This window comes from Nonomuraea typhae (assembly GCF_009760925.1).
Classification (GTDB): Bacteria; Actinomycetota; Actinomycetes; order Streptosporangiales; family Streptosporangiaceae; genus Nonomuraea; species Nonomuraea typhae.
On record NZ_VRLV01000010.1, the window covers coordinates 93,367 to 106,009 of the forward strand.

16 protein-coding genes are annotated in these 12,643 nt (G+C 70.1%); 5 read left to right on the top strand and 11 right to left on the bottom strand.

The features are described 5' to 3' along the window. Positions 1 to 2: 2 nt before the first annotated feature. From FVE25_RS33485 to FVE25_RS33520, 8 genes are all read right to left on the bottom strand, one after another. On the bottom strand, positions 3 to 227 hold the full coding sequence (locus FVE25_RS33485) for a hypothetical protein (RefSeq protein WP_157251150.1): 225 nt from the start codon (positions 225 to 227) through the stop codon (positions 3 to 5). Between the two features lie 10 nt (positions 228 to 237). Then, on the bottom strand, positions 238 to 732 hold the full coding sequence (locus FVE25_RS33490) for a hypothetical protein (protein WP_157251151.1): 495 nt from the start codon (positions 730 to 732) through the stop codon (positions 238 to 240). A gap of 121 nt (positions 733 to 853) precedes the next feature. Further along, a complete protein-coding gene (locus FVE25_RS33495) occupies positions 854 to 1,336 on the bottom strand; it encodes an ATP-binding protein (protein WP_157251152.1) in 483 nt (160 codons plus the stop codon). Next, complete coding sequence (locus FVE25_RS33500) at positions 1,333 to 1,602, bottom strand: hypothetical protein (RefSeq protein ID WP_157251153.1); 270 nt, start codon at positions 1,600 to 1,602, stop codon at positions 1,333 to 1,335. Before FVE25_RS33500 ends, FVE25_RS33495 begins: the two co-directional genes overlap by 4 nt. Before the next feature lie 60 nt (positions 1,603 to 1,662). Then, positions 1,663 to 2,892: a helix-turn-helix domain-containing protein gene (locus FVE25_RS33505; protein WP_181019785.1), complete on the bottom strand. Its 1,230-nt coding sequence runs from the start codon at positions 2,890 to 2,892 to the stop codon at positions 1,663 to 1,665. A 192-nt stretch (positions 2,893 to 3,084) separates the two neighbouring features. Next, positions 3,085 to 3,720, bottom strand: a complete 636-nt coding sequence (locus FVE25_RS33510; RefSeq protein ID WP_157251155.1) for an HAD family hydrolase — start codon at positions 3,718 to 3,720, stop codon at positions 3,085 to 3,087. A gap of 25 nt (positions 3,721 to 3,745) precedes the next feature. Next, positions 3,746 to 4,096 (bottom strand): hypothetical protein, encoded by a 351-nt coding sequence (locus FVE25_RS33515; RefSeq protein ID WP_157251156.1) that lies wholly within the window; start codon positions 4,094 to 4,096, stop codon positions 3,746 to 3,748. Positions 4,097 to 4,114: 18 nt separating this feature from the next. Next, positions 4,115 to 4,666 (bottom strand): hypothetical protein, encoded by a 552-nt coding sequence (locus tag FVE25_RS33520; RefSeq protein ID WP_157251157.1) that lies wholly within the window; start codon positions 4,664 to 4,666, stop codon positions 4,115 to 4,117. Between the two features lie 162 nt (positions 4,667 to 4,828). On the opposite strand from FVE25_RS33520, the gene FVE25_RS33525 reads away from it, so the two are divergent. Beyond that, positions 4,829 to 5,239, top strand: coding sequence for a GntR family transcriptional regulator (locus FVE25_RS33525; RefSeq protein ID WP_157251158.1), 411 nt, complete (start codon positions 4,829 to 4,831; stop codon positions 5,237 to 5,239). A gap of 551 nt (positions 5,240 to 5,790) precedes the next feature. Here the strand turns inward: FVE25_RS33525 and FVE25_RS33530 are convergent. Next, positions 5,791 to 6,525, bottom strand: a complete 735-nt coding sequence (locus FVE25_RS33530) for a ZIP family metal transporter (RefSeq protein ID WP_157251159.1) — start codon at positions 6,523 to 6,525, stop codon at positions 5,791 to 5,793. Between the two features lie 266 nt (positions 6,526 to 6,791). On the opposite strand from FVE25_RS33530, the gene FVE25_RS33535 reads away from it, so the two are divergent. The 4 genes from FVE25_RS33535 (at position 6,792) to FVE25_RS33550 (ending at position 10,847) form a co-directional block, all read left to right on the top strand. Beyond that, positions 6,792 to 7,400, top strand: a complete 609-nt coding sequence (locus FVE25_RS33535; protein WP_246267785.1) for a phosphotransferase — start codon at positions 6,792 to 6,794, stop codon at positions 7,398 to 7,400. Continuing rightward, positions 7,375 to 8,376 (top strand): cobalamin biosynthesis protein, encoded by a 1,002-nt coding sequence (locus tag FVE25_RS33540; protein WP_246267787.1) that lies wholly within the window; start codon positions 7,375 to 7,377, stop codon positions 8,374 to 8,376. The genes FVE25_RS33535 and FVE25_RS33540 overlap by 26 nt, the downstream gene beginning before the upstream one ends. A gap of 129 nt (positions 8,377 to 8,505) precedes the next feature. Then, positions 8,506 to 9,984, top strand: a complete 1,479-nt coding sequence (locus FVE25_RS33545; RefSeq protein WP_157251161.1) for a cobyric acid synthase — start codon at positions 8,506 to 8,508, stop codon at positions 9,982 to 9,984. 35 nt (positions 9,985 to 10,019) lie between these two features. After that, on the top strand, positions 10,020 to 10,847 hold the full coding sequence (locus FVE25_RS33550) for a TIGR04222 domain-containing membrane protein (RefSeq protein ID WP_157251162.1): 828 nt from the start codon (positions 10,020 to 10,022) through the stop codon (positions 10,845 to 10,847). A gap of 4 nt (positions 10,848 to 10,851) precedes the next feature. On the opposite strand, the gene FVE25_RS33555 is transcribed toward FVE25_RS33550, so the two are convergent. Both FVE25_RS33555 and FVE25_RS33560 read right to left on the bottom strand, forming a co-directional pair. After that, positions 10,852 to 11,802 (bottom strand): hypothetical protein, encoded by a 951-nt coding sequence (locus FVE25_RS33555; RefSeq protein ID WP_157251163.1) that lies wholly within the window; start codon positions 11,800 to 11,802, stop codon positions 10,852 to 10,854. A gap of 43 nt (positions 11,803 to 11,845) precedes the next feature. Further along, on the bottom strand, positions 11,846 to 12,616 hold the full coding sequence (locus tag FVE25_RS33560) for a hypothetical protein (protein WP_157251164.1): 771 nt from the start codon (positions 12,614 to 12,616) through the stop codon (positions 11,846 to 11,848). Between the last annotated feature and the right edge of the window lie 27 nt (positions 12,617 to 12,643).

The following is a 12,643-nucleotide window of genomic DNA, read 5'->3' on the forward strand; positions in this document are numbered from 1 at the left end:
GTTCAGAACCAGGGGGCGGTGGCCGTGGCCGTGGTGGGAGGCCGGGGCAGCGTGGTGAGGGTGGCTTGCCACCTGGCGGTGACGTAGCGGATTGCCTCGAGCTCGCTGACGATGATGTGTGGCCGGTCGCCGGTCACCCACTGGCCGGGGCTGACGCGCCAGGCGTAGGCCAGGACGACGCCGTCGTCGCCCTGGGCGACGGCGTCGGAGGCGGTGATCCTCAGCACGGCTTGCCGCCTACCACGGATACCAGGGGATGGTGACGGCCCCGCCAACCCGGAAGACGGGGCCGTCACCGCCGGGCGCCGCGCCGGGCCCGGCGTCCTGGGCCCGCTCGAGCGGGCAGGGGTGGGGCAGGATGCGGTGCGGGCAGCAGATGGCCGCGATGTGGAGGAGTTCGTAGCCGATCACGAACTCTTCCCAATGCTGGTCGAAGCCTCCTCGCAGCGAGTCCGCTGTGTTCCGGATGCGCTGTTCCTGGTCGATCCGGTCGGGGTAGCGGATGCGCGGCCTCAGCGCCTCTCGCACCGTGACCATCCAGGCGACGGCCCCGGCGGCCTCCTCGTGGTTGTCGGCGATCCGGTCGGGGTCCTTGAGGAGCCAGTCGCCGCGGTGGATGGGCGGCACGGGCGAGGCTGCGAAGCCCGGTGCGTCCGGGCGCCGGGGTGTGTCGGCGCTGCGGAGCAGGTCTGTGGGGCCGGTCCAGGTGTAGCCGTGGAAGTGGGTGTGCATCGGGATCCTCGTGTGGTGGTTGGTGGGTGGCCCCGGCTTGTGCCTCCACAGCCATGCGCGCGGGGCCACCCGGCCCGGCCGTCCCCGCCGGTAATAGGGGCGGACGGTCAGCTCGATGGCGTTAGGTGTAGATGGGGGCGGGCGGGTTGTGTCCGCCGCTGGCCTGCCCGGGCACGCCGGCGACCAGCCAGCGGGGCAGTTTCGTTGCGGGCCTGGGGAGTTCGGCCCACACCTCTTTGCCTGGGTGCCGAGTGGTGACCCACCACCTGCCGTCGGTGACGGCTTTCACGATGGCCAGTCCGCGGCCGCGCTCGTCGTGGCTGCCGGGCTGGCCGGGCACGAGCTGGCGGGGTGAGGCGTCGGCCACGCAGATGCGGACCCGGTCGTACAGCACGTGGACGGCGAGCTCGATGGGCGGGGTGCCGTGCCGGATGGCGTTGGTGACGAGTTCGGAGACCGCGAGCACGGTGTCGTCGAGGAGGGTGGGCTCGAGCTGATAGCCGGCCAGCGCCTTGTGGACGAGCTCGCGCGCCCGGCCGACCTCCTTGGGATCTAGGGTCAGAGGCCAGCCGAAGACATTGCGGCCCTTGGCCAGCGCGGTCATGACCCCAATACCCCGCGCAGGACGTGCTGGATCGCTGCCACGACCTCATCAACGCCGACGCCGTCGATCACACGGCCGTGCGGCCAGCGGTACAGGCCGTCGCGGCTGATCACGTCAATTTGTAGCCCGCCGTCGTCGGGGTTACGGACGCGCAGCGCAGCGCGTTGAGCGGTGCCTACGATGTCGGCTGGCCAGCCGTCCTCCGCCAGCGCTGCGCGCAGCTGCTCAAGGTGCTCGCGAGGCTCCACGGCCGTGTCGGTCTCCATGACACCGGACGGTAGAACCAGGCCGCGTGATCTAAATCACACGAGTGATATGGCTTGAAATTAGTGCGGGATACCGAGCCGGGAGGCGATGCCTCGCAGCTCGCGGCTACTGGCCGCCACCCGGTCCTGTTCGAGTGCCACTGCGACGACCTCCTTGACGCGGCTGTTGTTCCGGAAGCGCTGCGGACCCGCCTTCTCGGCCTTCAGCAGCCACTGCTCAGCGTGGCGGCGAGTCCTCCGTTCGCGCGCCAGCCCGCGCCCCACCTCTGTTAGGAAGTTTGCCTTCCGAGCCGGATAGGACTCCAGCTTGCTCTCGTCTACGTCTTCCGCCAGTTCCAGCATCTTGCCGCCGGACTCGCCCAGTTCGACGCCGATCTTGATACGCCAGACTGCGACGTTGGTGGCGCTGAAGGACTGCCAGTTCCGATCGATGTCGTCGGGGACTAGCTCGGCGATCTCCGCGGCCTCGTCGAGCAGAGCTCGCGCCGTGTCCGAGTCGCGGCTGGCGGCCGCGGCCATGGACGCGTTCAGGGCAAGCATGCCAAGCACCTGATAGTCCTCGGAGCTGCCCGCCGCAGCCTGGAAGCGGCTGAACTCTTGCTGCGCCCGTCGAGCTGCCCGCGACCAGTCGCCGCCATCCGAGCGCGCGAAAGCGTACATGGCTTTCCCTCTCGCGAGGGGATCGCCCAGGCGGGCCGCGGCCTCGGCCGCCTTGGCGGCGCCGATATGGCCGAGGTCGGGGTAGCCGAGAATGCGAGCGAGGCCGGCCGCGCCCATGGCGGCGTCCACCATCGTGTTAAGGGCTGCTCGATGGGTTGCTTCGTCGGCGGGATCCGCGATGTGCCAGTGCAGTTCGTCGATGACGTCGGGCAACAACTGACCCATGGTGATGTAGTCGTTGGCCCGCCACGCACGCTCGATGGGGCCGAACGTGCGTCCGTCTCGTCTCATCAGCGCTCTGAGGTCGCCAATGGGACGAGCTCGGTCCACTGCGGATTCGCCAAGCTCGGCGCTAGTGAGGGCGAACCTGAGGGCTGCGACGGTGGCATGGGGCCGAGCCTGCAGCGGGTCTTGGGTGAGGTGTGGCCCTCCGGTCAGATCCGACTCCGAGATCTGCAGAGCCGAGGCCAGATCGGCGATGATCCAGCGATTGTCGATGGCTCTCTGTCCCCGCTCGGCCATGGATAGATAGCTCTGGCTGATTCCGGCCAGACCGGCCAGTTCGGCCTGCTTCATTCCGCGCCAGCGGCGGAGGGTCCGGAGGCGGAGTCCGATGGTAATCTCGTCCATAAGCCCTGCACCTTCCTGTTCGGGTCGCACCATTCAGGCTATGGCGCAGGGCTCACTTATGCCACTGGTCCTGGTCACGCCAGCTATTTGATCTGCCATTCCAGTACGTTTCCGCTGCTGGGCTGATTGTGAATAGCTTTCATCTTCTTATTCGTGGGGACCTCAAATGGGTAGAGCTGTTCCTGCAACCGGCTACGTTGCGATGCTCGTGAGCTCAGCCAGCGAGGTGATCCTCCAGTCTGCCGCTGCCGCGGCTGGGGCGTCTGCCCACAGGTAGCCCCATGGGCCCCGGCGAATGTGTGCTGTGCGCAGGCCAGCGGCCTTGGCCGGTCCTATGTCGTTGGCCGGGTGATCGCCGACGTACACCACCTGGGACGCGGGCGCCCCTGCTAGGTCCAGGACGCGGGCGAAGAACCCAGGAGCTGGCTTCGCCGTACCCCATTCGCCGGACGTTGCGATGGCGTCGGCGGGGAGGTCGAGGCCGCGCAGGAGTTCGGCCATGCGCGCGGTCTGGTTGCCCGTGATCAGCACCCGGTGCCCGACCTCACGTAGGGCCGCCAACGCTGGCCGTACGTCTGGGTAGAGGTCGGACTCGTCCAGGACTTCGCCTTCGCCCGCGGCCTCGCGTGCGGCGTACTCGGCAGCGACGTCCACACCAGGTCGCAGGAGCCGCACCGCGTCGGCGTTGTCTCGGCCCTGGGCGACGACGGCTCCCACGAGAGCTGAGAGCGTGTGGCGAGGGACATCAAGCCAGTCAGCCCAACCTGCCCAGTGGCGGTCGTCGTGGACGAGGGTCTCGCCGATGTCGAAGGCGAAGGTGAGGGTCACGCACTGAGCGTAGGCGACCCGTGAGTCAGGTGCCGGCCGGCGGGTAGCGGCTGCCGCGCTTCACGTCGAACGGCCGGAGGTCGGTCGGCGCGTCGATCACGGCGGCGGGGCGGCGCTGGGGCGTCTCGGCGGGCGGCGGTTCTCCCGCTGGCGGATCTGGTGCCGGCGGGGCCGCGGGCGGCGGGGTGGCCAGGTACTCGACGACTTGGGCCAGCTGGGCCTCGGTCCAGCCGACCTTGCGGCCGTTGCGGGTGTGCGGGACTTTCCGCTCCCGGGCGAGGCGGGCCAGCGTGCTGGCCTTGATCACCTTGTTGCCGAGCCGCGCGGCACCTTCTTCGCAGGTGTAGACCCAGAAGCTGGGTTCGTTATCCGTCATTGGGTCTCGCCCCTGAAGCTACTTGATCCGCCACTCAAGGACGGTGCCGGCGCCTGGCTGGTACAGCACGAGCTCCGGCTTCTTCCCCTTGGGCGCCTCGAAGGGGATCCACCCGCGGACGCATCGGCCGGTTCGCACGATGTGGTCCTGGGGGTAGAGCGGCTCGGCCCAGGCGCCGAGGTTGTACGAGCTCGGTGTCTTGATCACCGTGCCGTCCTCGTAGGAGAGGGCCCAGGGGTCCCAGGACACAGAGAGCTGCAGTGAGCTGTTGTTGCGGGTGAGGCACAGCTTGACCTCGATGCCGCCGTACTCGTAGCCCTTGCGGTCGATGAGATCCGCGATAGTGGGGGTGAACGGCTGGCGGTAGCGCAGCAGGGTGACCTTGACCGCAGAGTCTTCGGCGACGGACTCCTGGGTGGAGCCGGCGGGTGCCTGGGCCGGAGGGGACGGCGTCGGGGATGCGACGATCACCGAGGGCGTTTCGGCGGTCACTGTGGGGGTGGCTGCTGGCGCCGCGGCGCAGGCTGCCGTGAGCCCGATGACGAGAACGAACGGGCCGAATGGGTTCAACAGCCGCATTATGACTCCCTGTCTCGATTCGATGCCAGAGAGTGAGACGCGTAGTCGTCGCGAGAGGTTGGCGCGAGGTGCCGGTATGCACTCCGGTATGCACCTGTCCGGCCAGGCAGGTGCATCGGTAGGGCCGGACTGGGGCAGACGTACGGTCAGTCCGTGCCCGAGATTGAGCACCGTAGCGCGACGCCGGTCTACCGCCAGGTGGCCGACGCGATCCGTGCGGACATCGAGGAGGGGCGGCTCCGGCCGCTCTATCCCTTGCCGAGCGAGAAGCACCTGCAGCAGGAGTTCGGGATCTCCCGCGACAGCGCGCGGCGCGCGATCGCGCACCTGACGTCGCTCGGCCTGGTCCACACCGTCCCCAACAAGGGCACCTTTGTGAAGGCGCGCGAAGCGGTGGTCGTTCAGTGCGAGCCGGGGCTGCGGATCCTCGCCCGGGAGGCGAGCGACATGGAGCGCAAGACGATGGAGCTCCCGGCCGGGGAGTGGGTGCTCGTGATCGAGCGGCACGGCGCGGACGTTCAGGTGCTCCCGGCCGGCTCAGCGGAGGTGAGGGTCGAGCGGTAGGGGGCCCTCGGCGGCGCCGCCGACCTCTACCAAAATGTGAGAGGTCGGCGCATTCGGACCCTGAGCGGGGTTCTGTGGGGACGGTGACCTGCCCGCTCTGGGACGGGTGACCCCGGGCAAATCGAGTGTCCGGGGCCACCCGCCACCCCACAACCGCACCACCGTCGCATCGCGCTGTGGGAGTCGGATAGCGGCGGCGGTGCGGCGCTCTCCCTCGCCAACTGAGCAGCGCGGTGACCGCATCGTATGTGATCGACCGCGGTGTGTCACTGTGATCTCGTTAAACGGTCCTTATGGACGCACACCGCGGAACCTGCCCCCGACCGGTAGAGTTGCCTTACCAGCGAGCGTGAATCGGCCGCTGAGCTGGGAACTTTTTCAGCATCGGATTTTCCGCACACCGCTGACGGACGACCTGGGAAAAGGCACGTCAGCACACCGCTTGCGACTTAGAGGATTAGAAGTCCGATGCTCTATCCAGCTGAGCTAAGGGCGCTCCCGCCTTATTGTGCATGATCCGGCGAGTTGTCACGCACTCGATTTTGCCCGTGTCACTCCGTTAGGCCGATCACCAGCCACATGAACAGTGTCCCCGCCAGCGTGGCGGTGAGGGTGAGGCCGGTGGCGCGGCGGGGGGTGTGGGCTTCGGGGAGGATGTCGGAGGTGGCCAGGTAGAGGAGGAATCCGGCGAACATTCCCAGGTAGGCGCCCAGGATGGTGTGGGGGATGGGGATGACGGTGGTCAGGGTGGCGCCGGCGATGGGGGCCAGGGCGTCCAGGGTCAGGAGGGTGACGGCTCGGCGGCGGGCGTTGCCGTACAGGGTGGTGAGTGTGTAGGTGTTGAAGCCGTCGGTGAAGTCGTGGGCTATGACGCCTATGGCGACGGCCACGGCCAGGGTGGCGTCGGTTTGGAAGGCGGCGCCTATCGCGGCGCCGTCCAGGAAGCTGTGGATGACCAAGGCGCCGGCTGCCGTTAGGCCGAGGCCGGCGTGGGAGTGGCGGTGGGCGGCGTAGTCGCCTTCGTGGGTGTCGTGCATGGCCACCGCGCGTTCCACCATGTGGACGGCCAGGAAGCCGGCCGCGAAGGTCAGCATGGGCAGGGGGACGCCGTGGATCTTTCCTGTGTCCAGGGTCAGGGCTTCTGGGAGGAGGTCGAAGGCCACGACGCCGAGCATGACGCCGGCGGCGGCGCCCAGGACGAGGTTCCGGCGTTCGCGGACGCGGTGTGCGACCAGGCCGCCCAGAAGCGTCATGAGGAACGCCGCCATGGACAGCAGGATCGGCATACCGGCCACGCTAGAGGCAGGGGGCGGCGGGGTGGTGGTACGACACAAAAAGCCAGGCGGGATCGGTGCAAAGAGGTCTAAGATGCCTTGGCATGGTCGCGTCGCTCCTACATGAGGTTCCCCTGCAGGGCGGGGATGTGACTGGTGGCGTGGTCCGGGTGGGCAATACTGTTCGCCGGCCGAAGAGCCCCTCCACCCCCGCCGTGCATGCCCTGCTCAGACATCTCCAGGCTGCCGGGTTCGAGGGGGCGCCTCGGGTTGTGGGCGTGGATGAGCTCGAGCGGGAGATCATCACGTTTGTCCCCGGGAGTTGCGGGCTCGATCTGCACAGTGCCGGCCTCGACGGGCTTGCTAGTTTGGCGCGGCTTTTGCGGAAATTTCATGATGCGACTGCTGGGTTTCGGCTGGGCTCCGACGCGTGGGCCAAGGGGTCCAATGACGATCGGGAGCCTGAGGTGATCGGGCACTGCGACCTGCGACCCGAGAACGCGATTTTCCGGCGTGGCACGGCTGTCGCGCTGATTGACTTTGATCAGGCCCGGCCCACTACGCGGCTTTTCGATGTGGTCACCACCTTGCGGCACTGGGCGCCGATCGCGGATCCGGTCGATCGGCATCCGCTGTTGCGCGAGGCCGATGTCGGGGCGCGGTTGCGGGTCTTCTGTGATGCGTACGGCCTGCGCTCCCGGGACCGGCGGCGGCTGCTGGAGCTGGGCCGGCTGCGGTTTCATCGTAGTTATGAGGTGATGCGCGCGCGGGCCGAGGAAGGTGGCGCCTGGGCCGCCATGTGGGCGGATGGCGCGGGCGAGCGCATCCGCCGGGCGGCGGCATGGCTGGATGTGCATGAAGATGAGCTTCATGCACATCTCGTCTAGATCTGCCGGCATCGCGCTCGGGGTCGCGCTGGACGCCGTGTTCGCCGATCCGCGCCGAGGGCATCCGGTCGCGCTTTTCGGGCGGGCCGCATCCGCTGTGGAGAAGCGGGTGTACGGCGATGCCCGGCCGAACGGCGTTGCCCAGGTCGCCCTGTGCGTGGGGGCGGCGGCCGGGATCGGGGTCCTGGCCGAGCGGGTACGGCATCCGCTGGTCCGGACGGCGCTCACGGCGGCGGCCACCTGGGCGGTGCTGGGCGGGACCACGCTGGCTCGCGAAGGCGCCTACATGGCCGACGCCCTGGAGGCCAAGGACCTCGAGCGGGCCCGGACGCGGCTGCCGCACCTGTGCGGGCGGGATCCGTCCCAGCTCGACGCGGCGGGACTGGCCAGGGCGACCGTGGAGTCGCTGGCCGAGAACACCTCGGACGCCGTGGTGGCGCCGTTGTTCTGGGGGGCGGTGGCGGGGGTGCCCGGGTTGCTGGCGTATCGGGCGATCAACACGCTGGATGCGATGATCGGGCATCGTTCGGCGAGGTATGAGCGGTTCGGGTGGGCGGCGGCGCGGCTGGACGACGTGGCGAATCTGGTGCCCGCGCGGCTGACCGGGCTGATCACCGTGGCCGTGGGGCCGGACAAGGCCGGGGCCTTCGCCGTACTCAAGAAGGACGGGCACCGGCATCCCAGCCCCAACGCGGGGCGGTGCGAGGCGGCCTTCGCAGGGGCGCTCGGGGTGCGGCTCGGCGGGACCAACGTGTACGGCGGGCGGGTCGAGCACCGGCCGGTCATGGGCGGCGGCCGCGCGCCAGAAGTGGGTGACATCCGGCGCGCGGTACGGCTGACCAGGGCCGTCAGCCTGGCGTCGGCCGGGTTGGCGGTGCTGGCGGCCCTCCGGCCTCTAGCCGCGATCCGGCCCCTGGCCGCGATCCGGCCCGGGTCTCGTCCAGGACCGGCCGGGGTGCCGATGAGACCGCTGTAGGAACCGGCGGTGGCCGGGCTTGGAGGCGCGGACCAGCGGACCAGCGGACCAGCGGACCAGCGGACCAGCGGACCAGCGGACCATGAGCGTGGGCAGCCGGAAGATGGGCGGATGTGAAAAAATGCCGCGGTGAAAGGAGCACTGCTGGTCGCCGGGACGACCTCGGACGCCGGGAAGAGCGTGGTGACCGCGGGCATCTGCCGGTGGCTGGCCCGTCAGGGAGTGCGGGTGGCGCCGTTCAAGGCGCAGAACATGTCACTCAACTCGTTCGTCACCGCCGGAGGCGCGGAGATCGGGCGGGCGCAGGAGGTCCAGGCGCGGGCGGCCGGCGTGGAGCCTACGGCGGACATGAATCCCATCCTGCTCAAGCCGGGCAGCGACCGGCGGAGCCAGGTGGTCCTCATGGGCCGTCCTCTGACGGACGTGGACGCGCTGGAGTACGGCGCGCTGAAGGACATGCTCCGGGAGAAGGCGCTGGAGTCGCTGAACCGGCTGCGCGCCGAGTACGACGTGGTGATCTGCGAGGGCGCGGGCAGCCCTGCCGAGATCAACCTGCGGGCCGGCGACATCGCCAACATGGGCCTGGCCAGGGCGGCCGGGTTGCCGGTCGTGGTGGTGGGCGACATCGACCGGGGCGGCGTGTTCGCCGCCTTCTACGGCACGGTCGCGCTCCTCGACGCGGCGGATCAAGCCCATATTTCCGGCTTTGTGGTCAACAAGTTCCGCGGCGCCGTCGAACTCCTCCAACCCGGCCTCGACACCCTGAAGGACCTCACCGGCCGCCCCGTCTACGGGGTCCTCCCCTGGCTCGACGGTCTCTGGATGGACGTCGAGGACTCCCTCGCCCTGGACAACCGCCGCGTGACCGCCCGCCGCCCGCACGGCGCCCAGACACTGCGCGTGGCGGTGGTACGGCTCCCGCGCATCTCCAACTTCACCGACGTGGACGCCCTGGCCGCCGAGCCCGGAGTCGTCGTCCGGTTCGTCACCGACCCGGCGGAACTGGACGACGCCGACCTCGTCGTGCTGCCGGGTTCCCGGGCCACGGTCAGCGATCTGGCCTGGCTCCGGGAGACCGGCCTGGCGCATGCCGTACAAAACCGCAAAGGCCCGATCCTGGGTATCTGCGGTGGCTTCCAGATGCTGGCCGGGGAGATCCACGACCCCGTGGAGTCCGGCGCGGGCCACGTCAAGGGCCTGGGCCTCCTCCCCGTGGACGTCGCCTTCAAGCCGGACAAGACGCTGGCCCGCCCCACCGGCGTGGCGTACGGCCACAAGGTCACCGCCTACGAGATCCACCACGGCGTGGCCACGGTCCACGGCGGCGAGCCTTTCCTGGACGGCTGCCGCGTGGCCGGCGTCTGGGGCACCACCTGGCACGGCGCCCTGGAGAACGACGGTTTCCGCCGCGCGTTCCTGTCCGACGTCGCCGGACGCGCCGGGCGCGCCTTCACCCCGGCGCCCGACACCAGCTTCGGGGCGATCCGCGAGCAGCAACTGGACGCCCTGGGCGATCTGGTCGAACAGCACCTGGACGGGGCCGCGCTGAAGCGCCTCATCGAGCACGGCCCGGCCGGCGTTCCGACGCTCACCGCGCACATTTCCTGAGTGACCCGCGGCCCGCGACGGGTGACAATGACGGCATGGTCGTGGTCTTCACGGCGCTGGCCGGTCTCGGCCTCGTCGCCACGCTCTTCATCGCCGGCGTGGGGCTGGCGGACCGGCTGCGCAGGAACGCCGCCGAACCGGTCGAGGACATGTACGAGCTGGCCGTGCTCATCGGCGGCCGGTGGCGGCTGGCCGACACCGTGCTGCTCAGCCTGGTCTGCCGCGATGCCATCCGCGTGTCCAGGGACGGGCAGTGCACCCCGGTGGCCGGCGGCGGCAGCCCCCATCCCGTCGACCGGGTGATCCTCGGCGAGCTCGCGGTACGGCCCGGCGGGGTTTCCCGGAGCACGCTGATGAGACTGCCCGCCTGGGAGCCGGTCGCGGAAGACCTGCGGCGCGCGCTGGTGAAGCGCGGCCTGTTGCGGCCGGAGTGGGTGAAGACGGGCGTCATGCTGGCGTCCCTGGCCATGGGCGGGCTGATCCTGGGCGGCCTCCTGGCCGGGTGGTCGCTGGTGCTCACCGTGGGCATGATCTTCACCGGGGGGTTCGACGCCGCGCTGGAGCTGATCAGGATGACGGGCGTCATGCTGGTGGTCGTGCCGGTGGGGTTCCTGCTTCACCACGTGACGAAGTGGAGCGACGCGGAGAGCGAGCGGACGCGCTACGGGCAGGCGGCACTGGCCGCCGTCAGGAAGCGGCATCCGTTCCGCAACACGACCCCTACCGCCCTGGCCTTGTACGGGGACCCGTTTCCTCCGCCGGCCCGGCCGCCGGCGCCGGTGACCGTACCGGCACCGAGCAGGGAGAACGGCACAGACGACGCCTGCGGCGGCGGAGGGTGCGGCTGCGGGTGCGGGGAGTAGCGGGTCAGGGACGCAGGCGGGACCAGCTCGGCGCGTGGCCCCACAGCGAGGCCGGGTCCACGTAGTGGCGCAGGAGTTCGGTCAGCTCGGCGTCGCCGCGGCCGTTCAGCTCCTCCGAGGCGATCTTCCTGGCCACTCCCGCCAGGAAGTCGGCCATCTGGACGCGGGCGTCCACGAAGGAGTCGGCCAGCGTCAGCCCGGCCAGGCGGGCGCGGGCGGCCAGCCGGGGATCGCCGAGGATCTCCTTCAGCTCCACGATCCGCTCCTCCGACAGCGTGGTCTGCTGGTCGTGGATGATCGAGACGGACCGCCCGCCGGAGCTCCAGGCGAGCACGCCCTGGACGATGGCGGGGATCAGCGGGTCGAGCACGGGGATGGCGCGGGGGTCGTCGGCCCGCCTGGCCAGGGCCGTCTCGAGGTTCGGCCGGGTCGCGCCCAGGCGCTCCAGCAGCTCTGCCAGCTCAGGGCTGCGCAGGGCGGACACCTGCGCGTAGAACGCCTCGGTCTCGGCGCGGCCGCGGATCACGTCGTTGAAGGTCTCCAGGAGGCGCGGCCAGCCGTCGAGCCGGGGCCCCCACCGGTACAGGGCCTCCGTCTCCTCGCGGCGGTGGAAACCGAGGCTGGGCCCGTAGGGATCGACCAGGTCGGCGATGCGGCTGACGAGGAAGAAGCGCTTCTCCAGCAGGTAGACGCGGGCGACCCCGTGAATGGGGCCGGACGGGCCGAGCAGCCACACCAGCGCCGAGCGGTGCTTGCCGCGCAGCAGGTGGTTGGCCTTGTACTCGGTCGCGGGCGAGCGGATGCGCTCGCGCAGCTCCACGATGACGGCCTGCGCCGCTTCGGCGTCGAGCAGGACGCCGGCGTGGGCGAACACGTCGGTGACCGGGGTGGTGAGGTTCTCCCCTTCCGACCCGGATTCGTCGCAGGCGATCTCCAGATCGCGGCCCGTGCCCATGGGGCACCATCGTTTCCCGTGCCGCGAACCAGGCGCAATGGGTTTAGGACTTCATCAATCCGGTGGCCAGCACGCCGCCCTTCCCGGCGTCCAGGGCGGCCTTGGCCTGCCGTACCGCCTCGATGACGTTGCCCGCGGCGCTGGGTGAGTCCTCGACGCTCATCCGCACCTCGACCTCGACCGGCGAGTCGCCGAACCCCTTGCCCTGGAGCCGGATGTAGGCGATCTTGCGGTCCTCCAGGAAGGGGATGTAGGCGGCCGAGACGTGCGCGCCGGCGCCGGCGCCCGCGACCTTCGTGGCGCGTTTGCCGGCGAGGCTTGCGGGGTTCTGCAGGTTGAGGAAGTCGGCGTTGCCGCCGCCGAGCAGCTGGTAGCCCTCCTCCAGTTCGACACCGCCCGCGGTGAGGGCGTCGGCCAGGGCGCGGTGCACGAGGGTGGCGCCGAAGGAGCTCTTGAGGTCGTCGCCGATCAGCGGCAGCCCGGCCGCGGCGAAGCGGGCGGCCCATCCGGGGTCGCGGGCGAGTACGGCGGGCATGCAGTTGACGAAGGCGCAGCCCGCCCGGAGGGCCGCCTCCGCATAGAGCTCGGTGGCGGCCTGGGCGCCGGAGGGCAGGAAGCTGACCAGCACGTCGGTGTCGTGGAGAGCGGCTGCGACATCGTCCAGCGCCGCCTGGCCGCGGGCGTCGGGCACACCGGCGACCGGTTCATCGGCCAGGAGCCCTTCCAGGACGCGGATCCCGGCCGGGGGCACGTCGGCGAAGGCGCGGGCGTTGTTGGGCGCGGCCCAGATCGCCTCGGCGAGGTCCCGCCCCACCTTCCCAGGGTTCACATCAAAGGCCGC